Source organism: Pseudomonas sp. 32A (assembly GCF_052682255.1).
On record NZ_JBQYLY010000001.1, the window covers coordinates 3,493,022 to 3,518,823 of the forward strand.

Sequence of the window (25,802 nt, forward strand, 5' to 3'; positions counted from 1 at the left end):
CCATGGCTGACTACAAAGCGCCGCTGCGCGATATGCGCTTCGTCCTCAACGAAGTTTTCGAGGTCGCCAAACTCTGGGCCCAACTGCCTGCGCTGGCGGAGACCGTAGACGCCGAGACCGTTGAGGCAATCCTCGAAGAAGCCGGCAAAGTCACTTCCAAGACCGTCGCCCCGCTCAGCCGTGGCGGCGACGAAGAAGGGTGCCGCTGGGAGAATGGCGCGGTCTTCACCCCGGCCGGCTTCAAAGACGCCTACAAGACATACGCCGAAGGCGGTTGGGTCGGTGTTGGTGGCGATCCGACCTACGGTGGCATGGGCATGCCCAAAGCGGTGTCGGCCCAGGTTGAAGAGATGATCAACTCCTCGGGCCTGGCCTTCGGCCTGTACCCGATGCTGACGTCCGGCGCCTGCGTGTCGATCAATACTCACGCCAGTGAAGAACTCAAAGCCACTTACCTGCCGAATATGTACTCGGGCGTGTGGGCCGGTTCCATGTGCTTGACCGAGCCTCATGCGGGCACCGACCTGGGGATTATTCGGACCAAGGCCGAGCCTCAGGCAGACGGTTCCTACAAGGTCAGCGGCACCAAGATCTTCATCACCGGTGGCGAGCACGACCTCACCGAAAACATCATCCACCTGGTGCTGGCCAAGCTCCCGGACGCACCGGCGGGTCCCAAGGGCATCTCGCTGTTCCTGGTGCCCAAGTTCATGGTCAATGCCGACGGCAGCCTGGGCGCGCGCAACCCAGTGACCTGTGGCTCCATCGAACACAAGATGGGCATCCAGGCTTCCGCGACCTGCGTGATGAACTTCGACGAGGCCGTGGGTTACCTGGTGGGCGAGCCGAACCGTGGCCTGGCGGCGATGTTCACCATGATGAACTACGAGCGCCTGGGCGTCGGTATTCAGGGCCTGGCCTCCGGTGAGCGCTCTTATCAGAACGCTATCGAATACGCCCGCGACCGCCTGCAAAGCCGTTCGCCAACCGGTCCGAAAGCCAAGGACAAGGTTGCCGACCCGATCATCGTCCACCCGGACGTGCGGCGCATGCTGCTGACCATGAAAGCCTCGAACGAAGGTGGCCGCGCATTCTCCACCTACGTGGCAATGCAGCTGGACACCGCCAAGTTCAGCGAAGACGCCACCACCCGTAAACGTGCAGACGACCTGGTTGCCCTGTTGACCCCGGTTGCCAAGGCATTCCTGACTGACCTGGGCCTGGAAACCACCGTGCATGGCCAGCAGATTTTCGGCGGCCACGGCTACATCCGGGAATGGGGCCAGGAGCAACTGGTGCGTGATGTGCGCATCACCCAGATCTACGAAGGCACCAACGGCATTCAGGCCCTGGACCTGGTGGGACGCAAGATCGTCGGCAGCGGCGGGGCGTTCTATAAGTTGTTCGCCGACGAGATCCGCCATTTCACCGCTACCGCTGGCGCCGAACTGGCCGAGTTCACCAAACCGCTGAACGCGGCGGTGGATGATCTGGATGAGCTGACCGCCTGGCTGCTGGATCGCGCCAAGTCCAACCCGAATGAAATCGGTGCGGCGTCGGTGGAATACCTGCACGCGTTCGGCTACATGGCTTATGCCTACATGTGGGCCCTGATGGCCAAGGCGGCCTTGGGCAAAGAGGCTCAGGAAGATTTCTACGCCAGCAAACTGGGCACCGCGCGTTTCTACTTTGCCCGCTTGCTGCCGAGGATCGCGTCCCTCAGCGCCTCGGTAAAAGCCGGTAGCGAATCGCTGTTTTTGCTGGATGAAGCACTGTTCTAAGGGCTTGGAGGGCGTGTAAGCATTCTCTTACATGACGTGCTGCTATTCGTCCTCTATCGCCACATTGGATCCACGGATAATCTACTTCACATGGACGTCGCGCAGGAAGCGCAAAGCAACAACACGGACACGTAGGATTCTGCCAGGAAGGCGGAGTGAAATGGATGTCAGGGAAACAGTCTGCAAAGCCCCGCTTCGGCGGGGTTTTCTTTTGCCTGCGAAAAAGTCAGACAGGCGCGTTCATCACGTCTTCCAGCAGCGTGCGCAACAACTCCAACGTTGCTTGCTGACGCTGCACATCCCGGCACACCAATCCTACTTTCAGCGGCACCCGTGGTTCGCTCAGGGGTTTCCACAGCAACGCCTTGCTGTTGTGTTCGTCCTGGGAGCGTCCGGGCAGTACAGTCGCCAGCTTGGTGTAGGGCAGGCTGTCGAGAATCCCCACCATCGTATTCAACTCTGCCTGCACTTGCGGACGACGGCCCAGGTTGGCCAATTGACCCTGCCAGATCTGCCGTACCTGAAACTCTTCCCCCAGCAGCAACATCGGTAGCTCGGCGGCTTGCTTCAAGGAGACTTTCTTGAATTCCCGCAGCGGGTGGTCAGACGGGATGACCACCTTGAGTTCATCTTCATACAGCAGCACACCGTGCAGGCCCGGCTGGCGCGGCGGCAGGTAGCTGATGCCGATGTCGAGCGAGCCGTTGAGCAGCCGGCGTTCGATTTCCATACCGGTCAGTTCGTAGATCTGTATCACCAAGTGCGGCTGGGCCTTGCGCACCCGTTCGAGCATCTGCGGTACCAGACTGGTGTGCACGGTTTGCAGCACGCCGATCGCCAGGGTACGCAACGCCTGGCCCTTGAAGTTGCGCAGGGCTTCCACAGCTTGCTGCATCCCGTCGAGCAAGGGCAGGGCGTGGTTGTACAAGGTGTGGGCGGCGAGGGTCGGCAGCAGGCGCTTGCTGCTGCGTTCGAACAGGCTCACATCGAGGTTCTGTTCGAGCTGACGAATCTGCTGCGACAAGGCGGGCTGGGAGATCGACAGGCGCTCTGCAGCCCGGCCCACGTGGCCTTCTTCATACACCGCGACGAAATAACGCAGTTGCTTGAAATCCATAAGTAATACTTATCGAAAATGCTGGAAATTCGAAATGGCCGAGTGCTCCCGAGACGCCTAGTCTAGCGCCTATTCACAGGGCTTACAGGGCCGGAAAGTGCGATGAGTAGTGTTTATGTTGACGGTGTTTGCATAGGCAGGGCAAAAAACCTCAGCCATGGGCTGGTCGGTGATACCGACCAAGGTGCGATTGCCAGCGGGATTTATCCATGAACCTGTTCAACCTGCGTCGCCCGGTTCCCAGTCTGGATGATCTGATCCTCGATGCGAAAACTCCGACACTGCGAGACGACCTTTCCAGCGACTGCCTGATGCCCAGCGTGACGCGTCCGCCTCAGGTGTTTGTACGCGGTCAGGGTTCCTGGCTATGGGACAGCGAAGACCGCGCCTATCTCGACTTCAGCCAGGGTGGCGGCGCCAACAGCTTGGGCCATAGCCCGCAGGTACTGACCCAGGCGTTGGCCGATCAGGCCCAATCGCTGATCAACCCCGGCAACGGCCTGCACAACCGCGCTCAACTGAACCTCGCCGATCGCCTGTGCCGCCGCACCGGCAGCGACCAGGCCTACCTGCTCAACAGCGGCGCCGAAGCCTGCGAAGCGGCGATCAAGCTGGCGCGTAAATGGGGCCAGCTGCACCGCGGTGGCGCCTATCGCATCATCACCGCCAGCAACGGTTGCCATGGCCGCAGCTTTGCCGCGATGTCGGCATCGGCCGCTGCCAGTGAAAACCGTTTTGAGCCGCAATTGCCGGGCTTCAGTCACGTACCGTTCAATGACCTGCCTGCATTACATGCAGCCGTCGACGCGCAGACCGTGGCAATCATGCTGGAACCGATCCAGAACGATGCCGGTGTCATCCCTGCGACCGAGCACTACCTCAAGGGCGTCGAACGCCTGTGCCGCGAGCTGGGCATCCTGTTGATCCTCGACGAAGTGCAAACCGGCACTGGCCGCTGTGGCACCTTGCTCGCCGAACAGCACTACGGCGTACGCGCCGACATTATCTGCCTGGGCAAGGGCTTGGGTGGAGGTGTGCCGCTGGCGGCGTTGCTTGCGCGGGGCAAGGCGTGTTGTTTTGAAATCGGTGAGCTGGAAGGTACCCACCACGGCAATGCGCTGATGGCTTCTGCTGGTTTAGCGGTGCTCGATACCGTACTCAACCACGTATTTCTGGAACACGTTTGCGAAGTTGGCGCTTATCTGGGCGAAGGGCTTGCCCGCCTGACTCATCGTTATGGCCAGGGCGAACTGCGTGGCCAGGGTCTGCTGTGGGGACTTACCCTGTCGGAAGATTCGGCAGATGCGGTGGTAAAGGCCGCGCTGAGCGAAGGACTGATCCTGAGCGCGCCGCAACCCGACTGCCTGCGCTTCACTCCGGCGCTCACATTGAGCAAAAGCAACGTCGACGAAATGCTCCTGCGCCTGGCGCGAGCGTTCTCCCGGGTGCACACCGCACAGCTGCAATGCCGCAAGGGCATTGCCGTTTAACTCCCTTATTTCCTGAACCGTCTCGCGGTATACGCGGCGCCTCCAGCCTGATTTTTTTGGCTGGGGGCGTTTTTTTGTCCGCGTAATTTTTGGATTGAAAAGGGTGCTTGAGCATCATTGGGAAAAATGGCCTTTTAGCGGGCGTCGGCAAGGACTGCCGATAGGGTGTGAAGTTTTTTATGCCCTATTTCTAATCTATACCACTGAGTGGTATGTTTTTGGGAAGGGATGCCTATGAGGCTCAGGCTGTTCAAAACGCGGAATTTTGCCAACGCAGCCAGCAAGGCTTGGATATGTGATTCGGAATTGAGGGAAGCATTCAGCGAGATGCTTGGCGGCCAAGCCGACAATTTGGGCGGTGGTGTTTGGAAGAAACGTCTGAATCAGAACCGACATCGTTCAATTGTCTTGGCCAAGGGCAGGCATTACTGGGTATATCAATTGCTATACGCCAAGCAGAACCAAAGCAATATCAGTCAAAGCGAACTGGTTTGGTTTCGGTCGCTGGCTAAGACCTATGAAGGTTTCAGCGAAGCACAGATTCAGCAGATGCTGGATCTCAAGGAGTTTGTGGAGATACATCATGACCAAGAAATATAAAAGTGAGGCGTTTGAGTCCATTCATCAATCCGCCGAAGCGCTTTATGCAATTGGCGCTATTAACAAAACCACCCTTCGTGAGTTCGACGAGGCATGCCTTGCGGATATTCCGGCGCAAATCCCGGCCGAGCAAATCAAACAACTACGCGAGCGCAGTCACGTCAGCCAACCTGTATTTGCCCGTTACTTGAACACCAGCGCCTCCACGGTGAAGCAATGGGAGTCTGGTGAGAAGCGGCCCAGCGGCATGGCGCTCAAGCTTTTGAGCATCGTGCAGAAGCATGGTTTGGAAATTCTGGCCTGAGGATGGCCCCGTGCCAGATCCCACTGAACCCTTACCAGCGGCCAAGGTCGATTAGCTTGTACGGCTCACACGAGCCGATTTTCTGGAGCTGAACCCATGGATATTATTCGCATCATCATCGCCATTCTGCTGCCGCCACTGGGTGTGTTCCTGCAAGTAGGTTTCGCCGGCGCGTTCTGGCTGAACATCCTGTTGACCTTGTGCGGTTACATTCCGGGCATCGTGCACGCGGTGTATATCATCGCCAAACGTTAACGGGCCTCAGCCTTTCGCGATCAGCCGTGAATTGCGCTCGTTGCGAAAGGCCAGTTGCTCGATGGTCTGGGTGGCGTGCTCCGCTTCTTCGCGGGCCTGGAGGATCATCCCGTGATGCTCCGATTTGCTGCACACCGGGTCGGCATTGCTGGCATCTCCGGTCAGCATGAACGCCTGGCAGCGGCAGCCGCCGAAGTCCTTTTCCTTCTCATCGCATGAACGGCACGGCTCGGGCATCCAGTCGTAGCCGCGAAAGCGGTTGAAGCCGAACGAGTCGTACCAGATGTGTTGCATGCTGTGGTCGCGCACGTTGGGAAATTGCACCGGCATCTGTCGGGCTCCGTGGCACGGTAGGGCAGTACCGTCCGGCGTTACCGTCAGAAAGATGCTGCCCCAGCCATTCATGCAGGCTTTCGGGCGTTCCTCGTAGTAATCCGGTGTCACGAATATCAGCTTGCACGGGTGGCCTTCGGCTTCGAGCTTGGCGCGGTATTCGTTGGTGATGCGTTCGGCGCGCACCAGCTGTTCCTGGGTCGGCAACAGGCCGACCCGATTGAGCTGGGCCCAGCCGTAGAACTGGCAGGTGGCAAGCTCGACAAAGTCCGCTTCCAGGGCAATGCACAGCTCAATGATGCGGTCGATCTTGTCGATATTGTGCCGATGGGTGACGAAGTTCAGCACCATCGGGTAGCCGTGGGCTTTTACTGCCCGGGCCATTTCGAGTTTTTGCGCGAAGGCTTTTTTCGAGCCGGCCAGCAGGTTGTTCACTTGCTCGTCGCTGGCCTGGAAGCTGATCTGGATATGGTCCAGGCCCGCCTTCTTGAAGTCGCTGATTTTCTGCTCGGTGAGGCCGATGCCGGAGGTGATCAGGTTGGTGTAGAAACCCAACTTGCGCGCCTCGGCGATCAGTTCGGCGAGGTCCTGGCGCACCAACGGTTCACCACCGGAAAAACCCAGTTGCGCGGCGCCCATTTCCCGGGCTTCGCGAAATACCTTGATCCACTGTTCGGTGCTCAGCTCCTTGCCCTGCTCGGCGAAATCCAGCGGATTGGAGCAATACGGGCATTGCAGCGGGCAGCGGTAGGTCAGCTCGGCCAGCAACCAGAGTGGCAGGCCGATCTCCGGTTTGGGTGGCAGGTCAGGCAAGTTCGATCCAGTGCTGAGCACGGGCAACCTCCATGAATTGCTCGATGTCTTCACCGAGCTCGGGCACGCCAGGGAATTGCTTGTCCAGCTCGGCAATGATCGCGCTTACATCGCGCTCGCCATCGATCAAGCCGCCGATCAGCGCGGCGCTGTCGTTGAGCTTGATCATGCCTTCCGGGTACAACAACACATGGCCTTTTTGCGCCGGTTCGTACTGGAAGCGATAGCCCTGGCGCCAGGTCGGTTTTTTGCTGCGATCAAAGCTCATAGCGTGATCCCCTTATGCCACACACGCTGATCAGTCACGCTGTGATACGGCGGGCGTTTCAGTTCATAAGCCATGCTCATGGCATCAAGCATGCTCCAGAGAATGTCCAGTTTGAACTGGAGAATTTCCAGCATGCGCTCCTGGCCTTCGCGGGTGGTGTAGTGCTGCAAGGTAATCGCCAAGCCGTGCTCCACATCCCGGCGAGCCTGGCCCAGGCGGGTACGGAAATACTCGTAGCCGGCCGGGTCGATCCACGGGTAATGCTGGGGCCAGCTGTCGAGGCGCGACTGGTGGATCTGCGGGGCGAACAATTCGGTCAGGGAACTGCTGGCGGCTTCTTGCCAGCTGGCGCGACGGGCGAAGTTGACGTAGGCGTCTACCGCAAATCGTACGCCGGGCAGTACCAATTCCTGGGAGCGCAGTTGATCCGGGTCCAGGCCGACGGCCTGGCCCAGGCGCAGCCAGGCTTCAATGCCGCCGTCTTCGCCGGGGGCGCCGTCGTGATCCAGCAGGCGCTGAATCCACTCACGACGAACCTCCCGGTCCGGGCAGTTGGCCAGGATCGCGGCGTCCTTGAGGGGAATGTTCACCTGATAATAAAACCGGTTGGCGACCCAACCCTGGATCTGCTCGCGGGTGGCGCGGCCTTCATACATCGCCACGTGATACGGGTGATGAATATGGTAAAAGGCGCCCTTGGCCCGCAGGGCCTGTTCAAACTCGGCGGTGGTCAGCGGTGTGTCAGTCATTTGGCTCGCTCCTACAATTCAATGCTCATGCCGTCGTACGCCACTTCCACATTGCGTCGCAGCAGCTCGGCTCGCTCGGGCGAGTCCTCATCCAGGATCGGGTTGGTGTTGTTGATGTGGATAAGCACCTTGCGCTGCTTGGGCAACTGCTCCAGCACCTCCAGCATGCCGCCGGGGCCGTTTTGCGCAAGGTGGCCCATTTCGCGACCGGTACGGGTGCCGACGCCACGGCGCTGCATTTCGTCGTCATCCCACATCGTGCCGTCCACCAGCAGGCAATCGCTGCCGGCCATGATCTCCAGCAACCGCCCGTCGACCTTGCCCAGGCCCGGCGCATAGAACAGCTTGCCGCCGGTGCGCAGGTCTTCGACGATCAGGCCGATGTTATCGCCCGGGTGTGGGTCGAATCGGTGAGGCGAGTAGGGTGGCGCCGCGCTGCGCAGGGGCAATGGCGTAAAGCGCAGGTTGGGGCAGGCCGGAATGGTGAAGCTGGCGTCCAGCTCGATGCGGTTCCAGGCCAGGCCGCCATTCCAGTGGGTCAGCATGGTGAACAGCGGGAAGCCGGTGCTCAGGTCCTCATGGACCATGTCGGTGCACCACACCTGGTGCGGGCAGCCTTCGCGCAGGCTGAGCAGGCCGGTGGTGTGGTCGATCTGGCTGTCCATCAGGATGATCGCGCTGATGCCGGTGTCCCGCAGGGCGCGACCGGGTTGCATCGGGGCGAACCCTTGAAGCTGGGCGCGGATGTCTGGCGAAGCGTTGCAAAGCACCCAGTTCACGCCGTCATCGGAAATCGCGATGGACGACTGGGTACGCGCCTTGGCCCGCAGGCTACCGTCGCGAAAACCTGCGCAGTTCACGCAGTTGCAGTTCCATTGCGGGAAACCACCGCCCGCGGCGGAACCTAGAATCTGGACAAACATGGCCGCTCCACTACACATAACTCAAAAATAAAAACGCCCCGGACGGGCCGAGGCGTTGCATTGCGATACAAAGCCAATCAGCGGCTGGCAAAGTACATGGTGACTTCAAAGCCGATACGCAGATCAGTGTAAGCAGGTTTGGACCAGGTCATGTTCTTACTCCTACGGATGGATGGGACATTTACTACCAATACATATAGTCCACCTCCAAGCGGAGATGTTCAGAGGTGTGCATGTGAATGTTACGTACTTCTTGTGAAGATAGCGCTGTCCTGTGGGAAAAAGCCTTTTACCGAAGCGGCAATGATCAGCCAGATAACTGCCAGGGAGCCGGCAGGCACTCGCTGTTAGTCACGCAGCGCCAGCCGCCTGCAGCAACATTGAGACGCTGTGCCGCGTGCATTAAATCCTGGCGGGTGCGGGTCTGGATGAAATCTTGCAGCTGCTGGATGTAATCCGACGGGTGACCTGCCAAGTGCGCGTGCCAGAGCAGTTCGGCGGCTTGGGCGGTGGGTAGGGCGTCGAGTGAAAATTGCCGGGCCAGATCGTTTGGCAGTTCGCTGGCGTTGATCAGCGTGGGCAACTGTTTCAGGAACGCGTGCAGGTGATCGAGGATTTGCGCGACGGAAGCGTTCGGGGATTGCACTCCGAACAGCAGGCCGGTTTGTCCGTTGAATTGTCGGATCCCGCTGAATACCGCGTAGCCCAGTTGCAGTTCGACCCGCAGGCGTTGGTAGAACGGTGCTTGCACCAGATGCGCGAGTAAACGCCAGCATGCCTCGTCGGCCAGGGACTGGGTCGGTGTAGGACAGAACAGCAGCAGCGCGCTGTCGCTGGAGTCGGTGCTCACTTCATGCCACACCTGCTGGCCATTGATTGATGGAAGCTTACTGATAGCCGCGTCCGGTTGCCCCGGCAGTTTCCCTGCTGCGCTTTTTATCGCCATCTCGCAGGCGGCTGGCAGTCCGACGGCAAGCCCTTGCCAGCGAGCGGTCAACCATCGATCTTGCCCGGTCATCTGGCCTGCAGGTGTGATGCCGGCGCAATAGTCGGGCAATGCCTTGAGCAACTGCCGGATCGCCATGGTCTGTGCAGTGGCGGGCTGCGTCATAGCCCTTTCATCCAACTGGGGAAGCGCGCGTGCCACTTCCTCCAATATCGCGGGCATGGGTTCGTGCAGCCCGACCATCTTCAACTGCCAGTAACCGCCAATTGTCTCGAAAGACAGCTGGACGCCGGCCTGGCTGGCGTTCTCACGCAACCGTGGGAAAAGCTCTTCATGCAGCGGCGAATCCAGATGCCAGCGCAGGTAAAGCGCGCCTTCATCTGTGTCGCCTGGTAGCGCCTGGCTGAAGGTCAACGCCGAGAGATCCTTTCGGCCACGGGAGCGATCCTGGGCGAACGTGCGCAAACCGCGATGGGCGCTGGTCTGGCCGCGAATCAGTCCCGGGCGCTCTTCTTTGACGGTCGGGCGCAGGAACGGATTGGGGGGCGGCAGTTGCCAGGCGTGCCGGGACGGCGGCAATTGCAGCGAGTCCAACAGGACTTTAAGGGACGCGGCGCCAGGTTCTGAGAGGGCGGGTTCGTGATTCTGTCGGACCAAGGCTAGGGCACCGCTGACCTGTAGCTTGCGAGCGAGCAGCAGCGCGTACTCTTCCCGCAGCAGGGTCCAGTCACTGTGGGCGAAAAAGCTCAGCCAGTCGTGCAGCAGTTCTTCGATCAGCGTCGTCTGCGGGGCACCATGAGTGTCCAGAGTGAACTTGATATCCAACAGCGCCTGGCCAGCAAACTGATACAGCACTGTCGCGTCGATGGCACTCACCCATTGCCGCGACTGCAGGTCGGCGAGCAATCCGCCCGGCGCCGAAGCGTTCAGCCACAGACAGAGGAAGTCCAGCGCGTCAGCGGATGCCTCGCTCACCACGACCTGATGCCAGTGATGCTCATCGGTATGTCGATAACTACGTTGATTGCCGGCCAGCAACGCGGGCGCAGGCTTCTGTGGCAGCAGCGGTGCAGTCTTCAGTGCAGCGCCAAACTGTTGCGCCAATGCCTCTAACTCCGCCAGCGACTGAGGGCCCGCAAGGCTCAAGGTCATCTGCCCGGTCTGATAAAAGCCCTCATAAAAGTCCCGCAACGCCTGCTGAAAATCCTCACGCTCTACCGGCAAGCTATCCCGATTGCCCGCATGAAACGCCCGCAACGGATGATCCGCCGCAATACCTTCCAGCAACGCCTGTTGCTGTTGCGCCGTGGCATCTTGCGACCAGGCGATAAACTCCGCGTGCAGCACTTCTCGCTCGCGCAGCTGGTCTTCGATGGCCAGGCGCGGATGGCCGAGCATATCCCCCAAGCGCTCCAACGCTGCTTCAAATGCCGAAACAGGCACCTCAAAGAAAAAGTCGGTAGTGCGTTCGCGAGTGCTGGCATTGACCTGCCCGCCCTGACGCTGCACGTAGGCCATCGGCCCTTCATTTGCAGGAAAACGCACGGTGCCCAGGAACAGCAAATGCTCAAGAAAATGCGCCAGTCCCGGCCAGGCCAAGGGCACATCGTGACTGCCCGCCGCAACGCGCAAGGCCGCCGCGCAGCGCTTCAAACGCGGTGCATGACGCAAGGAAACCCGCAGGCCGTTGGCGAGGGTCAATTGAAGGTGATGAGGGTGGGCCGGCGCGGGCATGGGCACTTCCGAAACGTAGGAAGTGCCTATGCTAGCGCAAACCTGCCGGATCAGTGCTTGTGCAAAGCACCATAAAGCTCGGGACGCCGGTCCAGCAGGTAGCGATTGGCCGCGCGTGAGTCGACCATCAACTGCCGATCCAGAGTGCCGACAATCAACGCCTCATCGAGCCCCGCCTGGGCAATCCGCTGGCCATCCGGCGCGGCGATGCTGCTTTGCCCGCAATACTGGATCTCGCCTTCCTGCCCACAGTAATTGGCGTAGGCCACATAACACTGGTTTTCAAACGCCCGCGCCCGCACCGTCACATCGGCGACGAAATCGAAGGGCACCATATTGGCCGTCGGTACCAGGATCAACTCCGCCCCGGCCAGCGCCAGGCGACGGGTGTTCTCCGGAAACTCCAGGTCATAGCAAATCAGGAAACCCAGCTTCCACCCGTTCAATTCCACCAGCGGGAAATCATCGTCGCCGGCGCTGAACATCGAGTTGTCGAGATCGCCAAACAGGTGCGTCTTGCGGTAGTTGCACAGGCGTTGGCCGTTGGCGTCGATCAACTGCACGGCGTTGTAGATCTGCCCGTCTGCACCGCGTTCCGGATAGCCATACAGAATCGCCACGCCCGAGTTTTTCGCCAGCGCGGCGATGGACTGGGCAGCGGGACCGTCCTGGGTTTCAGCCAAGGCGCCGACCGCTTCCACGCCGATGTTATAGCCGGTGAGAAACATCTCCGGCAGTACCAGCAGGTCGGCGTCGGTGGCCTCTTGCGCCAACTGATGCAGGCGCTTGAGATTGCCGGCCACGTCCAGCGGCAAAGGCGGGCATTGATACAGGGCGACACGCATGGGCAACTCCTTATTCGGGCAGAGCGATTGGCCCGATCTCGTCGAACACATCGCCCGGGCCCGGGTTCTGCGGGTGAGTGCTGCCACCGAAGTGAGTCATGATGCCCCACACCGCATTCAGCGAGGTTTGCACGGCGCCTTCAACCCACGCCGGTGTCCACGATACGTCGTCGCCGGCGATGAAAATACCGCGTTGCTCCGCCGGCATGTCTTTCTGCATGAAGTGCGCGTACATCCGTTGGTTGTAGCGATAGTGGCCCGGCAGTGCACCCTTGAAAGCCCCGAGGAAATGCGGGTCGGCTTCCCACGATACGGTGATCGGATCGCCGATGATCCGCGCGGCGATGTCGACTTTCGGGTAGATCTTTTTCAACGCGTCGAGGGCCAGCTTCACGCGCTTCTCGATGGGCTGCGGGAGCATTTTCAGGGCGTCGCTCATCCAGGAATAAGACAGGCAAATCACCCCTGGCTTATCGTCGCCGTTGTCGAACAGGTAGGTGCCACGGGTCAGGCGATCCGTCAGCGTCATGCTCATCAAGTCACGGCCGGTCTCTGGATCCTTGTCCTTCCAGAATGGCCGATCGACCATCACGAAGGTTTTCGACGACTGCATATAGCGGGTGCGGTCGAGGGCCATCCACATCTTTTGCGAGAACAGGGTTTCGTCGCACTCGATCTGGGTGGTCAGCAGCCAGCTCTGGCAGGTGGTCAGCACGGCGGCGTATTCGCGGGTGTCACCGTAGTTGTCGGTGACCGCGAAACGGCCGTCCGGCGCGTGGGCAATGCGCTTGACCCCGGCCCGTGGCGCGCCGTTGTGCAGGGAGCTGAGGCTGGTGCCTTCCGGCCAGTGGGCGCAACGCTCCGGCACATGGCGCCAGATACCCATGGGCACTTGGGCGACGCCGCCGACTACCAGGTGCTGGTGATCGTCGCAGTTGGTCATCACCACGCGGAAGATTTCCAGCATCGAGTTGGGGAAGTCCGAGTCCCAGCCACCGGTGCCAAAGCCAACCTGGCCGAACACTTCACGGTGATGGAAGGACAACTTGGCGAACGCTTTGGAAGTGGCGACGAAGTCATAGAAGGTGCGGTCGTCCCACAACGGAACCAGCGTATTCCACAGCTCTTTCAGACGCGGTACGTCACGGTCGCGGATGGCTTGCTGGATATCGCTGAACTGCGAGCCGGCTTCCAGGGCGTCGGCCCAGGCGTCAGCCACTTCCTGGAACAGTGCAGGAAGGTCGGCGAGTTTCTGTGCGTAATGCGTCTGGCCTTCGAGGTCGATGACCGTGCTGCCGGAGGCTGGAGTCAGTGGGTTGGGGAAGGGTTTGGTCTCAAGCCCGAGCTTGTCCACATAGTGGTAGAACGCAGTGGAGGACACCGGGAAACGCATGCCGCCCAGTTCCGCGATGATGCCTTCGGCGCCTTCAAACGCCTGAGAACGCAGGCGGCCGCCCATTTTCGAGGCTTCATACACCACGGGTTTCAGGCCGAGCTTCATCAGCTCATAGGCGGCCACCAGCCCGGCAATCCCGGCGCCGACGATCGCCACTTCGGCACCGTGGTTGGCGGCCGGAATGCTGCCAAGGCCCGCTGGGTGTTCGATCCAGTCATCAAAGGCGAATGGGAAGTCCGGGCCAAAGATAGTGATCGGCTTTTTACCGGTGGCGGGGTGGCGGTTGGGCTTACTGATGGTGCTGGAAGGAATGCTCATGGCTGACCTTGCTGGCGACTCGGCGGGGCGCGACCCGCTGAGTATAGGAAAAGATGGCAGCCATTCTAGGGAGCGTAGCGTTCGTTAATAAGACGCAATGTGTCGTCGGAATGAATTGTTTTTAGTCAGAGTGACGAATCTTCTGGTCAGATTGGTTGGCCGCGATCCAATTTGTTACTGAGGATGATCGAGGTGGTGGTCTTCTCTACACCGTCGACGCTGCCGATCTGGTCCAGCAGTTGATCCAGCTGTTCCGGCGAATCAGTACGCAGCCAGGCCACGTAATCGAACTCGCCGCTGACCGCACACAGTTGCTGAACCTGCGCCATGGCGCTGATCCGGCGCAGCACTTCCTTGCCGGAGCGCGGTTGTACGGTAATCCCCACATAGGCCTGCAAGCCGCCATTTACCACGCGCTGGCTCAGACGCACGCCGTAGCCGGTAATCACTTGGGTTTTTTCCAGGCGCGCCAGGCGCGAGGTGACGGTGGTGCGGGCGATGCCCAACTGCCGGGCGAGCATGGCCACGCTTTCGCGGGCGTTGATCTGCAACGCGGCGATCAGCTGGCGATCGATTTCATCGAGGACGGGAGGGTGAGAGGCGGGCAAGGTGTTCTCCGGCGCGGGCATCAATGGGCGAGCATGTTACAGGCTCGGTCCCCTTGATGCTCGCGGCGGCGTCTGGCTCAGTTGCGCAGGAACTGCTGGTAGTTTTCCGGGGTGACCAGTTGCGTAGGAATCCATACATCGCCTTGCAGGGCGGCATGCTTGATCAGCATCAGCGCGGCGTCCACCGAGCCGGCGCCGATGGCCACCGGGTCGCGGAACACAGTCACTGCCAGTTGGCCCTTTTTCAGCGCCTGCAAGCCGTCCGGCGTACCGTCGATGCCGCCCACCAGGATGTCCTGGCGACCGGTCTGGCGCAGGGCCATGGCGGCGCCGATGCCCATCTCGTCATTGTTGGAAGCCACGGCATTGATGGTCTGGCCCTTGGTCAGCCAATCATTCATCAGGTCCATGCCTTTTTCCCGCTGCCAGTCGCCGGACTGTTCTTCGACGACTTTGATTCCGGGGTATTTGGCCAGCACATCCTTTACCCCATTGGTGCGCTTGCCGGTATCACTGTGGGCGAGACGGCCGAGGATGATCGCCAGGTTACCTTTGCCGCCCATCTTCTCGGCCAGGTATTCCATCTGCATCCGGCCGATGGCGCGCTCGTCGGTGCCGACGAAGACCACGCCCGGCGGGAAGGTTTCGACCTCGGGACGGCTGTTCATGTACACCAACGGGATACCGGCGGCGTTGGCTTTCTCGGTGATCTTGCGGGTAGCCGCGGTGTCGGCCGGGTTGACGATGATCGCGTCGACTTTCTGGCTGATAAAGCTTTCCACCTGGTTCAACTGGCGGACCACGTCGCTGGCGGACTCTTCCACCTGCAACTTGACGCCATCAGGCGAGGCCTTGGCGCGGTCCTGCATGGCTTGCACCAGGTAGGAAACGTAGTTATCGAATTGTCCGACGGATACCCCGATGCGCAATTCAGCGTGGGCGGCGGTGGACAACAGCAGGGCACAGGCACAGCCAAGCAGGCGCTTCATGGGGAGATTCCTTCTTATTGTTTTTGGCGCGAAAAAGATTCTGAAGTAGACACTATTGGAAATAAAATTCCACTTCAAGTAAGCCTCGGAATTTATTTTCGCCGATGATCGAACACATTAATTTGTGCCAGATTGTTAAAAGTAACTGTTTGGTACATTATTTCCAGTTGGGTATACAGGAAGGACGTTTGCGCAATCAATAACTTTGGGGCTGCCACCGGCAGCAGATGGTTGCTGGTTGGGCTGGGCCTGCTGATCGCCTTGATCGGCCTAGGTTTGGCAGGCGGTGGCGGTTACCTCGTAGCGCTGGGCGGCAGCTGGTATTTCCTGCTGATGGGCTTGGCGATGCTGGTCTCCGGCGTATTGATCGCCAAGCGCAAGCCTCAGGGCGCCTGGCTGTACGCCGTGGCGTTGGTGCTGACCGCGATCTGGGCGGTGTGGGACACCGGGCTGGAATACTGGCCGCTTGTTTCACGAGTATTGACCTTTGCCGTCATCGGCCTGGTGGTCGCGCTGATTTATCCAAAGCTCGCCCGCGCCTCGGGATCGACACCCGGGCGCGGCGCCTTTGGCGTCGCCGGGCTGCTGGGCCTTGGCATAGTCGCCACCCTGGCGTACATGTTTGTGCCGACCCACGTGGTCAAGGCCAGCAGCGAGCCTGCGGTGACGCCAGTAACGCCGGGCACCGAGCAAAAAGACTGGGCTCACTGGGGCAACACCACCGCCGGCAATCGTTTTGCCGCGCTGGACCAGATCAACAAAGGCAACATCGACAAGTTGCAGGTGGCGTGGACCTTCCACACCGGCGACATCCCCGAGAGCAATGGCGCCGGCGCCGAAGACCAGAACACCCCGCTGCAGATCGGTGACAGCGTTTACGTGTGCACCGCCTACGGCAAAGTCTTCTCCCTGGACGCCGACACCGGCGCCCAACGCTGGAAATTCGACCCCCAGGGCAGCGGCCCCAACTGGCAGCGCTGCCGTGGCCTGGGTTATTTCGACAGCAGCGCCAGCGAGCAACCTGCCAGCGCCAAAGCCTGTGTGAAACGTCTGTTTCTGCCGACCGGCGATGCCCGACTGATTGCGCTCAATGCTGAAACCGGCGCGCCCTGCGACGACTTCGGCGACCACGGCACCGTCGACCTGAAGACCGACATGGGCGAAGTGAAGCCCGGTTATTACCAGCAAACCTCGACGCCACTGGTGGCGGGCAATGTGGTGATCGTTGGCGGACGCGTGGCGGATAACTTCTCCACCGGCGAACCGCCAGGCGTGGTGCGCGCCTTCGACGTGCACAGCGGCGAACTGGTGTGGGCCTGGGATCCTGGCAACCCGAACACCACCAAACGCCCGCCTGCGGGCGAGACCTATACCCGTGGCACGCCGAACGTGTGGTCGGCCATGTCCTACGACGCCAAGCTCGGCCTGGTCTACCTGCCTACCGGCAACGCCACTCCGGATTTCTTCGCCGGTGAACGCACCGCCTACGACGACAAGTGGAGTTCCTCCATCGTCGCCCTCGACGTGAAGACCGGCCAGGTGCGCTGGCACTTCCAGACCACTCACCATGACCTGTGGGACTTTGACCTGCCGGCGCAACCGCTGCTCTACGACATCCCGGACGGCAACGGCGGCGTACAGCCAGCACTGGCTCAAGTCACCAAGCAAGGCGAAATCTTCCTGCTCAACCGCGAAACCGGCGTGCCCATCGCCCGGGTTGAGGAGCGCCCGGTGCCCCAGGGCAACGTGCCCGGCGAGCGTTATTCGCCGACTCAGCCGTTCTCGGTGGACATGCCTTCCATCGGCAATCAGCAGCTGAGCGAATCCGACATGTGGGGCGCCACGCCGTTTGACCAACTGATGTGCCGCATCCAGTTCAAGGGCATGCGTCACCAGGGCGTCTATACGCCGCCAGGCCTGGACCGTGCGCTGCAATTCCCGGGCTCCCTGGGCGGGATGAACTGGGGCAGCGTGTCGGTGGACCCGAACACCCACTACATGTTCGTTAACGACATGCGCCTGGGTTTGGCGAACTACATGATCCCGCGCGACAAGATCGCCGCCGGTGCCAGTGGCATCGAAATGGGCGTAGTGCCGCAAGACGGTACGCCGTTCGGCGCGATGCGCGAGCGCTTCCTCTCGGCGGCGGGCATTCCGTGTCAGAAACCGCCGTTTGGCACTATGTCGGCCATCGATCTGAAAACCCACAAGCTGATGTGGCAAGTGCCGGTGGGCACGGTTGAAGACACCGGCCCGCTGGGTATCCGCATGCACATGCCGATTCCGATTGGCATGCCGACTCTTGGCGCGTCCCTGGCGACCCAGTCGGGCTTGCTGTTTTTCGCTGGCACCCAGGACTTTTACCTGCGCGCCTTCGATACCGGCAACGGCAATGAGATCTGGAAATCCCGCCTGCCTGTGGGTAGCCAATCGGGGCCGATGACCTATGTGTCGCCCAAGACTGGCACCCAGTACATTGTGCTAACCGCCGGCGGCGCGCGACAGTCGCCGGACCGTGGGGACTATGTGATTGCCTACGCGTTGCCCAAGAAGTAGGGCCTGAAAAAGCCGCACGGATGTGCGGCTTTTTTTTGCGTCTCAGATCACGTCAGCCAGCAGGCATCGGGCAAAGAGTTGTGGCACCGGGAGGTTGCGCTGGCTGTAGCGGCTGAGCAGGATGATTTCCCGGTGAAAGGTCAGTTCGCCCAGCGGGATGACGCGCACCTGTGGCGTGCGATCCAGCCATAGCCCGGCATGGGGAACCAGTGACACCCCCAGGCCGCATTCGACCATTTTGACCAGCGCCTCGATCTCGTCCAGTTCCAGCGCCACTTGCACATCCAGCCGCTGCTCCCGCAGAAAACGGCTGACCAGCCGCCCGCCAAACGAAGCGCGGTCGTAGCGCACGTGGGGATGAGCTTCGAGCAGTTGCAGCGGGTCATCACCCTTGACCGTGTGCGGCACGATCAACACAAACGGCTCCTTGCGCAGCACCTGCACGTGCAGTTCCTTGGGCAAATCAAAGGGCGGGCGAATGATGATCGCCGAATCCAGCTCGCCTGCGTCCACCTGGCTGAGCAACTCCAGGGAAACCCCTGGCACTAATTTGCATTCGACCGTCGGCGCAGCCTGTCGCAGGCGCACCAGGGCTTGGGGCAGCAGGCCGGTCTGGGCGGTGGTGATGGCGCCGACTTTCAATTCGCCACGGTATTCGTTGGCATCCACCGGCACGGCCATGCGGTTGAACGTCTCGAGAATCTCCCTGGCCAGCGGCAGCGCGCGGATGCCCGCCGCATTCAATGTGGCCTGGCGCCCGGTGCGGTCGAACAGCTGCACGCCGAGCACCTGCTCCAACTGGCGGATCTGCGAGCTGACCGCCGACTGCGTCAGCCCGATATGCATGCCCGCCGCGGCGAACGTGCCATGGCGGGTAACGGCGATAAAAGTTTTCAGTTCCCGCAGCATGGGCGTCTCGATTGATCGAAATAATTTGAGCTCGATGCGAAAACTATCGTCTTTCCATCGATGACGGCAAGGCTAGACTCGGAAGGACTTAATACCCATAGAGGTTAGACCTGATGGCACTGGCTCCTTTTCACTTGGCAATTCCGGTATTCGACTTGGCGGCTGCGCGGCAGTTTTACGGTGAAGTGTTTGGGTTGGAGGAGGGGCGGGCCAGTGATCACTGGGTCGACTTCGACTTCTTCGGGCATCAACTGGTCATCCATGAGCATCCGAAAACCGCTTCTCAAGAAGCGGCGCACACCAATGCGGTAGACGGCCTAGATGTGCCTGTACCGCATTTTGGCGTGGTGCTGAGTTGGGATGATTGGCATGCGCTGGCGGAGCGTTTGCAGGCGCGCAATACCCGATTTGTGCTGGAGCCTCACATTCGTTTCAAAGGTCAGGTGGGTGAGCAGGCGACGTTGTTCCTGTTTGATCCGTGCGGCAATGCGTTGGAGTTCAAGGCGTTCAAGGACATTGGGCAGTTGTTTGCCAAATGAGGGTGCTGATGAATGGCCTAGATGCAACGGGCATCGCCGAGGCGGTGGGCTCTGGTGCAATTACGCCCGCTTTGGTTGCTGAACACTTTATTGGGCGGATCGGTATCGACGAGCCAGATATCCAGGCGTTTGCATCCTTCGATGCTGAGGCCGTGAGAAATCAAGCCCTTGGGTTCTGCGCCGGTCTGCTCGCCGGCGTGCCCGTTGGGGTCAAGGACATCTTCGATACCGCCGACCATCCAACGGAGTTCTATTCGCCGATTTACCAAGGCAATCGTCCATCGCGGGATGCTCATGTGGTGACACTGTTGCGCCAGGCGGGCGCGATCATCATGGGCAAGACCCACACCACTGAATTTGCCTACATGCACACGGGGCCGACGCGTAATCCGCTCGATCTTTCCCGCACGCCGGGTAGCTCCAGTGCGGGTTCCGCGGCGGGGATGGCGGCCGGGTTTTTCCCGTTGGCGTTGGCGACCCAGACGGCTGGGTCGCTGCTCAAGCCAGCTGCTTATTGCGGGTTGTATGCCTTCAAGCCATCGTTTGGACTGGTCTCGCTGGAAGGCGTGAAACCCCTGGCCCCGAGCTTCGATACGGTGGGTTGGTATGGGCGCTCGGTGCGCGATCTTGAGCGGGTGGCGCGGGTTTTGATACCGGGGTTTCCGGCTGTTGAGGCAGGGCGCCGGCCTTTGCGGCTTGGTTTCTGCCGTACCTCTCGCTGGTCGGATGTGCAGCCGGTGGTGGCCCAGGCGATTGAGCTAGCGATAGCCAGGTTGGGGCTTCTTGTCAGTGAAGTCGTGTTGCCCGAGGCGTTCGACGGAGTATTCGACGATCACCAGTTGATCAACGATTGCGAAGGTGCCCGTTCGTTGGCCAAGGAGTTTCAGTCTCATCCCGAACTACTCAGCGACTCGACGTTGGCCATGATCGAGCGTGCCCAGGCGACGAGTTGGGAGCAGGAGTCGGCAGCCAAGGCCCGCTTGGTACAACTGGCCCCGCAGCTTGCGCAAATCTGCCAGCCGTTTGATGCGATGTTGAGTGTTTCCTGCGGGATGTTGGCGCCGATGGGGTTGGAGACCACGGGGCCGTCGGACTTCATCAAGTTCTGGGGCGCGTTTGGGTTGCCGCAGGTGAATGTGCCGGTGGCGCGTGGGGAAAGGGAGCTGCCGGTGGGGTTGCAGGTGATTGGGGCGTTCAGAGGGGATGCGCCGTTGCTGAGCGCGGCGCAGGTCATTGTTGATGCGTTGGTGAGCTGAAAGGCACTATGGGGGAACACGTCTCTGATCTGTTGAGTGAGCCCAGGCGGCTCATTCAGAGGATGAAAAATGAAATTCCCTGTGGTGATGCATAAAGACGCTGACTCAGATTACAGCGTGACAGTCCCGGACGTGCCAGGTTGCTTTTCGGCCGGCACTACGTTTTCGGAAGCTCTGGATAACGTGCGCGAAGCCTTGGCGCTGCATCTGGAGGGATTGGTTGCCGATGACGAGCGGCTCCCACAGGCAAGAGAGGTCGACTTCCATTTAGAGAATCGCGACTTTGCTGGTGGAGTGTGGGCGGTCATCGATTTTGATCTCACTCCTTACCTGGGCAAGTCAGTTAGGTTCAACGCCTCACTGCCTGAGCAACTGTTGAATCGTATTGATGAGCGAGTGCAAAAAGACCATCGCTATGCCTCGCGCTCTGGGTTCCTGGCGACGGCGGCTTTGCGCGAACTTTCCGTTTGATAACGGGCTGAGAGAGTACACAGTACAAAAAAGGCTTACGCCACAAAGCGTAAGCCTTTATTTTATCCGAGACGGTGTGATCAGCGAGACTATGCCCCCTTGCACACCTTCGAAGCGGCCGGATCATTCGGGATAAACGAATCCGGCGCGCCCGGCTTCAGCACCACATACCCACGCCGCCAAGGTTGATCGTCCACCAGATTCCAGCGGTGCCCGGTGCCGGTATTGTCTTCGGCGACCAGCACTTCACCCGGATGCAACGTGAACTTCTCACCGCCGCGAGTCACGAACGCCAGCGTGCCGGAAAGCGTCATCACGTACTGTGGCTCCGGGTCGTTATGCCAGCTATACGAGGAATGCGCCGCCGTTTGCTTGAAGTGAATGGCGGTCACGTCATTGCGCATGCTCTGATCGATGGTGCCTTCCAGTACATGGGAGTTGTTGTCGGCGCCCGTGCACAGCTTGAAAGCCTTGATGGTGTCAGTGGCAGCGGGGGCAGCTTGTGCGCCGCTCAAGGTGGCGAGGGTGATTGCGACGGCGCCTGCGGCACGCATGCCCAGGCGGTGGATAGAGTTGTGCGGTGAACGTTTCTTCTGAGGCATGGAACAAGTTTCCCTCGTGCTGGAGTGGCGTTGACTTGGAGTCATGGTCTTCGCCGTAGCCGTTCGGGACAACTAACTAATCTTTCATTGCTGCACGCCAGAAACGACAAAGCCGCGCAATGCGCGGCTTTCAAGATGGTGGGCCCAGTAGGACTCGAACCTACGACCAAGGGATTATGAGTCCCCTGCTCTAACCAACTGAGCTATAGGCCCTCAGTAGGCCGCGGATTATAGCGATGGTTTCTTCGCTGTGCCATCCGAAAAGTCCGAAACGCTCATACGAAGGAAAGTCGCGGCGAAAAGGTCCGGCGGCAGCGGCAGGCTGACGATGTAGCCTTGCATCTGCTCACACCCTTCCGCCGCCAGAAACGCTTGCTGGGCCGGCGTTTCCACACCTTCAGCAATGATGGTGAATTGCATGCTGTGCCCCAGGGCAATAATGGCGCGTACGATCGCCGCATCGTGTGGGTCATCGGGCAGGCCGCGCACGAAGGATTGGTCGATCTTCAGGAAGTCCAGCGGCAGGCGCTTCAAATAGCTGAGGGACGAATAGCCGGTGCCGAAGTCATCAATGGCCAGTTGCACGCCCAGATGCTTGAGCTGGTGCAGCACCTCCAGCGCTTCTTCGGCCTGGCTCATGATGAAATTTTCGGTGATCTCCAGTTGCAGGCAGCCGGGCTCCAGGCGGTTGTCCCGCAGCAATTGTTCGATGCGCGTCAGCAGGTTGGGGTGGCGCAGTTGCGCGCCGGCGAGGTTGACGGACAGCGGGCCAAAGTCATCAAAGGCTTCTCTCCAGTGGTGCATCTGCCGGCAGGCCTGTTCCAGTACCCAGTCACCAATCTGCAGGATCATGCCGTTCTCTTCAGCCAGGGCGATGAAGTGCTCGGGCGGCACTTCGCCGAAGGTGGGGTGGCGCCAGCGAATCAGCGCTTCGGCGCCGATCAGTTGTTGGGTGTCGAGGCTCAGTTTCGGCTGGTAATAGAGAGAAAATTCGTCGCGTTCGATCGCCCGGCGCAGTTCGTGTTCCAGCGCCACGCGCTCGTTGGCCTGGGCGGTGAGGTCCTGGGTGTAGCTTTCGACGCGGTTGCGGCCTTTGGCCTTGGAGCGGTACATGGCGGCGTCGGCGTTTTTCACCAGGGTGGCGACATCATCTCCGTCCCGTGGATACAGGCTGGTGCCGATGCTGGCGCTGATAAAGAACTCATGCTCGCCCGCCTGGAACGGTGGGGTGAAGCAGGCCAGCAGTTTATTGGCCAAGTGTTCGGCGTCGCTGGCTTGCTGCAGGCCGGGCAGCAGGATGATGAATTCGTCGCCGCCTAGGCGGGCGACGGTGTCGACGTCTCGCAGTTGGTCCTTGAGGCGCACGGCGATGTCTTTAAGCAGCAGGTCGCCAATCGGGTGGCCGAGGCTGTCGTTGATGTGTTTGAAGCGGTCGAGGTCGAGGAACAGCACGGCGCCCTGGCCGCCGTTTTCCTGTTGACTGTTGAGGGCGGCCTGCAGGCGGCTTTCGAACAGGGTGCGGTTGGGCAGGCCGGTCAGCGGGTCGTGGTGGGCCTGGTAATCGAGGCGCGCCTGGGCGTGCTTGAGGCTGGAGATGTCGGCAAACACGGCGACGAAGTGAGTGATCGACTCCTCGCGGTTGCGCACCGCGCTGATGGTCAGCCAGCTGGGGTACAGCTCGCCGTTCTTGCGCCGGTTGGAGATCTCGCCTTGCCAGTGGCCGTTGGCCGTCAGTTGGTGCCACATGGCCGCGTAGAAGGCGCTGTCGTGCAGGCCGGAGGCGAGCAGGCGCGGGGTTTGGCCAAGGGCCTCGGCTTCGCTGTAGCCGGTGATCTCGCTGAAGGCGCGGTTCACGGCGCTGATATTTTGCCGGGTGTCGGTGATCAGTACGCCTTCGGCCGTGCTCTCGAAGACGGTGGCGGCCTGTTGCAGTTTTTCCTGCATCAGTTGGCGTTCGGTGATGTCCCGGGCGATGGTCAGCATGCAGTCGTCGTCGCCGATGGGCAGCGGGCGGCTGGAGACTTCACACAGGCGAACCTCGCCGTCGTTGCGGCGGATGTGGCAGACAAAGTCGCGGACAAATCCGTCCCGTTGCAGCAGCTCCAACATGTGCTTGCGTTCGTTCAGGTCGACCCAGATGCCGAGGTCCAGGGTTGACTGGTCCAGTGACATGGCGCTGTTGAAGCCGGTGATGTGGCTGAATCCTTCGTTGACCTCAATCAGCAAACCGTCGCTTTGGCGTGACAGCAGCAGGCCGTCGGGAGACGCGTGAAAGGCCTTGGCGAATTTCTCTTCGGAGGTTTGCAGGCGCTGCTGGGTTTCTTTCAGTTGGGTGATGTCACGCACCACGACCACCAAGGCTTCGGTGGTATCGAGTTGAAAGGGTTCGGCGGAGATCAGCCCGGTGAAGGCCTGGCCGTTATTGCGCCGGAAGGGCATTTCCAGGTTGCGGATGCTGGTGGTCTGTACCCGTTGCAGCAGGCCGGGGCCTACGCCCTGAATGCCCCAGATATTCAGTTCGGTGGCGGTTTTTCCCACGACGTCTTCGGCGTTTAGCCCGATCTGGTCTTCGAATGCCTTATTGACCTCCATCAGGCAGCCGTCGGACAGGCGGGCGATCACCAGGATGTCGGGGCATTGCTGGAACACCGAGGCAAACTTCTGTTCCGAAAGCTGCAACGCTTCCTCGGTGCGCTTGGCTTCGCTGATGTCGATCATCAGGCCGCGCAGCACTGGCTTGTGGCCGTGCTCGATCAGGCTGACGATGTCTCGTACCCACAGGCAGCGGCCATCGGCGGTGATTACGCGGTAGTCGACACTGTGGTCGCGGTTGGCCCGGGTTTCGGCGTAGCAATAGGATTCGGTGCGGGTCAGGTCAGCGGGGTGGATGATGTTGCGCCAGAAGCCCGGGATCAGCCAGTGGGCGCGGGGGTAGCCGAGCAGCTCCTCGGCATGGGGCGACACGTAGCTGTAGGTGAAATCGCTGATGCTGGCTTCCCAGGCAATCGCGGAAAGGCTCTCCACCAGGCCGCGATAGTGGTATTCGCTGCTGCGCAGTTCCTGTTCGAGGGCGACGCGGCGGGAAATCTCCGAACTGAGCCGGCGATTGATCCGGATAACCACCGCCAGCACGATGCTCAATAACAATACGGCCGGTAGTCCGTAGAGCAGTACATCCGTCCAGAGGGTGCGGTGGTCGATGACATTGCCGACCCAGCGTTGCTGGATGGCCTCGGTTTCAGCCGGACTGATATCCGCCAGGACCTTGTCGAGGATGCCCACCAGCATCTTGTCGTCGCTGGGTACGGCCATGGCCAATTGATAGCGATAGGGCGTTTCGCCACTGACGTACAGGCCTTCCAGTTTCAGTTGGCGCAGGCTCCACACGCTGGACGCCAGATCGCCGACCACGGCATCAACCTTGTCGGTGGCCAGTGCCTGCAACGCCGAGCTGACGTTGGGCATGGCCACCAGGTTGAGGTCGGGATGGTGAGTGCGTAGCAGTTCGTGAGGGGCATAGTTCTCCACCACGGCGATCTTCAGCCCATAAAGGTCCTTGAGGTTGCGCGGTTGCGGACCGCCTTCATGGGCGAGGATGACGATGGGGAAGTCGAGATAGGGTCGGGTGAACGACAGGAAGCCTTGGCGTTCCGGGGTGGACATGATGCCCGGCAGCAGGTCGAGCTGGTTGTTGCGAGCCTGCTCCAGCACCGCATTCCAGTTTACCGGCTCGATCAGCTTTATCCGGACCCCAAGGCGATCCTGCATCAGCCGCACGTAATCGGCGGCCAGGCCCTGGTAGCGACCGTCTTCGTCGCGGTATTCAAAGGGGGGCCAAGAGGCGTCGACGCCCAGGCGCAACTCTTGGTGGTCCGCCAGCCAGCCACGCTCTTCATCGGTGAGAGTCAACGCGCCAGCCGTTGCGGTCCAGGTCAGCAGCGACAGCAGTAACACGGTCGGCAATCTGGGCATAACGGTCTCGTTATGGCACGGGGAATGT

At 60.5% G+C, this 25,802-nt stretch carries 23 protein-coding genes and 1 tRNA gene; 9 read left to right on the forward strand and 15 right to left on the reverse strand.

All coding sequences use genetic code 11. The features are described 5' to 3' along the window. Window positions 1-2: 2 nt before the first annotated feature. Window positions 3-1,781: an acyl-CoA dehydrogenase C-terminal domain-containing protein gene (locus ACUN0G_RS15910; protein WP_063026717.1), complete on the forward strand. Its 1,779-nt coding sequence runs from the start codon at window positions 3-5 to the stop codon at window positions 1,779-1,781. Window positions 1,782-2,007: 226 nt separating this feature from the next. Here the strand turns inward: ACUN0G_RS15910 and ACUN0G_RS15915 are convergent, their stop codons facing one another. Continuing rightward, window positions 2,008-2,898, reverse strand: coding sequence for a LysR family transcriptional regulator (locus tag ACUN0G_RS15915; RefSeq protein ID WP_258342484.1), 891 nt, complete (start codon window positions 2,896-2,898; stop codon window positions 2,008-2,010). A 209-nt stretch (window positions 2,899-3,107) separates the two neighbouring features. Here ACUN0G_RS15915 and ACUN0G_RS15920 point away from each other — a divergent pair, with 209 nt between their 5' ends. From ACUN0G_RS15920 to ACUN0G_RS15935, 4 genes are all read left to right on the forward strand, one after another. After that, the gene (locus ACUN0G_RS15920) at window positions 3,108-4,388 is read left to right on the forward strand and encodes an aspartate aminotransferase family protein (protein ID WP_445573807.1); all 1,281 of its coding nucleotides are present in this window, start codon (window positions 3,108-3,110) and stop codon (window positions 4,386-4,388) included. Window positions 4,389-4,622: 234 nt separating this feature from the next. Further along, entirely contained in the window at window positions 4,623-4,988 is a 366-nt protein-coding gene (locus ACUN0G_RS15925; protein WP_445573808.1) for a type II toxin-antitoxin system RelE/ParE family toxin, read from the forward strand. Then, window positions 4,972-5,292 carry a helix-turn-helix domain-containing protein gene (locus ACUN0G_RS15930; protein WP_063026725.1) on the forward strand — a complete coding sequence of 107 codons (321 nt, stop codon included), beginning with the start codon at window positions 4,972-4,974 and terminating at the stop codon, window positions 5,290-5,292. Before ACUN0G_RS15925 ends, ACUN0G_RS15930 begins: the two co-directional genes overlap by 17 nt. A 96-nt stretch (window positions 5,293-5,388) precedes the next feature. Next, a complete protein-coding gene (locus ACUN0G_RS15935; RefSeq protein ID WP_003211049.1) occupies window positions 5,389-5,547 on the forward strand; it encodes a YqaE/Pmp3 family membrane protein in 159 nt (52 codons plus the stop codon). A gap of 6 nt (window positions 5,548-5,553) precedes the next feature. Here ACUN0G_RS15935 and pqqE read toward each other — a convergent pair whose 3' ends face one another. The 10 genes from pqqE to ACUN0G_RS15985 form a co-directional block, all read right to left on the reverse strand. Then, window positions 5,554-6,693, reverse strand: coding sequence for a pyrroloquinoline quinone biosynthesis protein PqqE (gene pqqE / locus ACUN0G_RS15940; RefSeq protein ID WP_008434380.1), 1,140 nt, complete (start codon window positions 6,691-6,693; stop codon window positions 5,554-5,556). Next, window positions 6,686-6,961: a pyrroloquinoline quinone biosynthesis peptide chaperone PqqD gene (gene pqqD / locus ACUN0G_RS15945; protein ID WP_003211043.1), complete on the reverse strand. Its 276-nt coding sequence runs from the start codon at window positions 6,959-6,961 to the stop codon at window positions 6,686-6,688. Before pqqD ends, pqqE begins: the two co-directional genes overlap by 8 nt. Further along, the gene (gene pqqC, locus ACUN0G_RS15950) at window positions 6,958-7,710 is read right to left on the reverse strand and encodes a pyrroloquinoline-quinone synthase PqqC (protein WP_093204382.1); all 753 of its coding nucleotides are present in this window, start codon (window positions 7,708-7,710) and stop codon (window positions 6,958-6,960) included. The genes pqqD and pqqC overlap by 4 nt, the downstream gene beginning before the upstream one ends. An 11-nt stretch (window positions 7,711-7,721) precedes the next feature. After that, window positions 7,722-8,633: a pyrroloquinoline quinone biosynthesis protein PqqB gene (gene pqqB / locus ACUN0G_RS15955; RefSeq protein ID WP_258342479.1), complete on the reverse strand. Its 912-nt coding sequence runs from the start codon at window positions 8,631-8,633 to the stop codon at window positions 7,722-7,724. A gap of 77 nt (window positions 8,634-8,710) precedes the next feature. After that, on the reverse strand, window positions 8,711-8,785 hold the full coding sequence (gene pqqA, locus ACUN0G_RS15960) for a pyrroloquinoline quinone precursor peptide PqqA (protein ID WP_003194766.1): 75 nt from the start codon (window positions 8,783-8,785) through the stop codon (window positions 8,711-8,713). Window positions 8,786-8,940: 155 nt separating this feature from the next. Further along, window positions 8,941-11,313: a pyrroloquinoline quinone biosynthesis protein PqqF gene (pqqF, locus tag ACUN0G_RS15965; protein ID WP_445573809.1), complete on the reverse strand. Its 2,373-nt coding sequence runs from the start codon at window positions 11,311-11,313 to the stop codon at window positions 8,941-8,943. A gap of 50 nt (window positions 11,314-11,363) precedes the next feature. Continuing rightward, on the reverse strand, window positions 11,364-12,158 hold the full coding sequence (locus tag ACUN0G_RS15970) for a carbon-nitrogen hydrolase family protein (RefSeq protein WP_087694733.1): 795 nt from the start codon (window positions 12,156-12,158) through the stop codon (window positions 11,364-11,366). A 10-nt stretch (window positions 12,159-12,168) separates the two neighbouring features. Beyond that, on the reverse strand, window positions 12,169-13,851 hold the full coding sequence (locus ACUN0G_RS15975; protein WP_063033888.1) for a flavin monoamine oxidase family protein: 1,683 nt from the start codon (window positions 13,849-13,851) through the stop codon (window positions 12,169-12,171). Window positions 13,852-14,018: 167 nt separating this feature from the next. Continuing rightward, window positions 14,019-14,501: an Lrp/AsnC family transcriptional regulator gene (locus tag ACUN0G_RS15980; protein WP_063026735.1), complete on the reverse strand. Its 483-nt coding sequence runs from the start codon at window positions 14,499-14,501 to the stop codon at window positions 14,019-14,021. Between the two features lie 56 nt (window positions 14,502-14,557). Beyond that, on the reverse strand, window positions 14,558-15,469 hold the full coding sequence (locus tag ACUN0G_RS15985; RefSeq protein ID WP_421551440.1) for a sugar ABC transporter substrate-binding protein: 912 nt from the start codon (window positions 15,467-15,469) through the stop codon (window positions 14,558-14,560). 195 nt (window positions 15,470-15,664) lie between these two features. On the opposite strand from ACUN0G_RS15985, the gene ACUN0G_RS15990 reads away from it, so the two are divergent. Further along, window positions 15,665-18,025, forward strand: coding sequence for a glucose/quinate/shikimate family membrane-bound PQQ-dependent dehydrogenase (locus ACUN0G_RS15990; RefSeq protein ID WP_445575559.1), 2,361 nt, complete (start codon window positions 15,665-15,667; stop codon window positions 18,023-18,025). 42 nt (window positions 18,026-18,067) lie between these two features. Here ACUN0G_RS15990 and ACUN0G_RS15995 read toward each other — a convergent pair whose 3' ends face one another. Further along, window positions 18,068-18,934, reverse strand: coding sequence for a LysR substrate-binding domain-containing protein (locus ACUN0G_RS15995; protein ID WP_445573810.1), 867 nt, complete (start codon window positions 18,932-18,934; stop codon window positions 18,068-18,070). 113 nt (window positions 18,935-19,047) lie between these two features. On the opposite strand from ACUN0G_RS15995, the gene ACUN0G_RS16000 reads away from it, so the two are divergent. From ACUN0G_RS16000 to ACUN0G_RS16010, 3 genes are all read left to right on the forward strand, one after another. After that, window positions 19,048-19,473: a VOC family protein gene (locus ACUN0G_RS16000; protein ID WP_445573811.1), complete on the forward strand. Its 426-nt coding sequence runs from the start codon at window positions 19,048-19,050 to the stop codon at window positions 19,471-19,473. 8 nt (window positions 19,474-19,481) lie between these two features. Continuing rightward, window positions 19,482-20,729 (forward strand): amidase, encoded by a 1,248-nt coding sequence (locus ACUN0G_RS16005; protein WP_445573812.1) that lies wholly within the window; start codon window positions 19,482-19,484, stop codon window positions 20,727-20,729. Window positions 20,730-20,798: 69 nt separating this feature from the next. Then, complete coding sequence (locus tag ACUN0G_RS16010) at window positions 20,799-21,200, forward strand: type II toxin-antitoxin system HicB family antitoxin (RefSeq protein WP_318304043.1); 402 nt, start codon at window positions 20,799-20,801, stop codon at window positions 21,198-21,200. Window positions 21,201-21,289: 89 nt separating this feature from the next. Here ACUN0G_RS16010 and ACUN0G_RS16015 read toward each other — a convergent pair whose 3' ends face one another. From ACUN0G_RS16015 to ACUN0G_RS16025, 3 genes are all read right to left on the reverse strand, one after another. Then, window positions 21,290-21,802: a hypothetical protein gene (locus tag ACUN0G_RS16015; protein ID WP_445573813.1), complete on the reverse strand. Its 513-nt coding sequence runs from the start codon at window positions 21,800-21,802 to the stop codon at window positions 21,290-21,292. Window positions 21,803-21,938: 136 nt separating this feature from the next. Then, a tRNA-Ile gene (locus ACUN0G_RS16020) sits at window positions 21,939-22,015 on the reverse strand. 15 nt (window positions 22,016-22,030) lie between these two features. Beyond that, window positions 22,031-25,774 carry an EAL domain-containing protein gene (locus ACUN0G_RS16025; protein WP_445573814.1) on the reverse strand — a complete coding sequence of 1,248 codons (3,744 nt, stop codon included), beginning with the start codon at window positions 25,772-25,774 and terminating at the stop codon, window positions 22,031-22,033. Window positions 25,775-25,802: the final 28 nt, after the last annotated feature.

What these genes read in the sequence shown, in the direction of transcription:
- ACUN0G_RS15915 (WP_258342484.1), bottom strand. Translation starts at nt 2,898, where the DNA reads ATGGATTTCAAGCAACTGCGTTATTTCGTCGCGGTGTATGAAGAAGGC.
- ACUN0G_RS15925 (WP_445573808.1), top strand. Translation starts at nt 4,623, where the DNA reads ATGAGGCTCAGGCTGTTCAAAACGCGGAATTTTGCCAACGCAGCCAGC.
- ACUN0G_RS15980 (WP_063026735.1), bottom strand. Translation starts at nt 14,501, where the DNA reads ATGCCCGCGCCGGAGAACACCTTGCCCGCCTCTCACCCTCCCGTCCTC.
- ACUN0G_RS16010 (WP_318304043.1), top strand. Translation starts at nt 20,799, where the DNA reads ATGAAATTCCCTGTGGTGATGCATAAAGACGCTGACTCAGATTACAGC.
- ACUN0G_RS16015 (WP_445573813.1), bottom strand. Translation starts at nt 21,802, where the DNA reads ATGCCTCAGAAGAAACGTTCACCGCACAACTCTATCCACCGCCTGGGC.
- ACUN0G_RS15970 (WP_087694733.1), bottom strand. Translation starts at nt 12,158, where the DNA reads ATGCGTGTCGCCCTGTATCAATGCCCGCCTTTGCCGCTGGACGTGGCC.
- ACUN0G_RS16005 (WP_445573812.1), top strand. Translation starts at nt 19,482, where the DNA reads ATGAATGGCCTAGATGCAACGGGCATCGCCGAGGCGGTGGGCTCTGGT.
- ACUN0G_RS15995 (WP_445573810.1), bottom strand. Translation starts at nt 18,934, where the DNA reads ATGCTGCGGGAACTGAAAACTTTTATCGCCGTTACCCGCCATGGCACG.
- ACUN0G_RS15930 (WP_063026725.1), top strand. Translation starts at nt 4,972, where the DNA reads ATGACCAAGAAATATAAAAGTGAGGCGTTTGAGTCCATTCATCAATCC.
- pqqF (WP_445573809.1), bottom strand. Translation starts at nt 11,313, where the DNA reads ATGCCCGCGCCGGCCCACCCTCATCACCTTCAATTGACCCTCGCCAAC.
- pqqD (WP_003211043.1), bottom strand. Translation starts at nt 6,961, where the DNA reads ATGAGCTTTGATCGCAGCAAAAAACCGACCTGGCGCCAGGGCTATCGC.
- ACUN0G_RS16000 (WP_445573811.1), top strand. Translation starts at nt 19,048, where the DNA reads ATGGCACTGGCTCCTTTTCACTTGGCAATTCCGGTATTCGACTTGGCG.
- ACUN0G_RS15935 (WP_003211049.1), top strand. Translation starts at nt 5,389, where the DNA reads ATGGATATTATTCGCATCATCATCGCCATTCTGCTGCCGCCACTGGGT.
- pqqC (WP_093204382.1), bottom strand. Translation starts at nt 7,710, where the DNA reads ATGACTGACACACCGCTGACCACCGCCGAGTTTGAACAGGCCCTGCGG.
- pqqB (WP_258342479.1), bottom strand. Translation starts at nt 8,633, where the DNA reads ATGTTTGTCCAGATTCTAGGTTCCGCCGCGGGCGGTGGTTTCCCGCAA.
- ACUN0G_RS15985 (WP_421551440.1), bottom strand. Translation starts at nt 15,469, where the DNA reads ATGAAGCGCCTGCTTGGCTGTGCCTGTGCCCTGCTGTTGTCCACCGCC.
- ACUN0G_RS15920 (WP_445573807.1), top strand. Translation starts at nt 3,108, where the DNA reads ATGAACCTGTTCAACCTGCGTCGCCCGGTTCCCAGTCTGGATGATCTG.
- ACUN0G_RS15910 (WP_063026717.1), top strand. Translation starts at nt 3, where the DNA reads ATGGCTGACTACAAAGCGCCGCTGCGCGATATGCGCTTCGTCCTCAAC.
- ACUN0G_RS16025 (WP_445573814.1), bottom strand. Translation starts at nt 25,774, where the DNA reads ATGCCCAGATTGCCGACCGTGTTACTGCTGTCGCTGCTGACCTGGACC.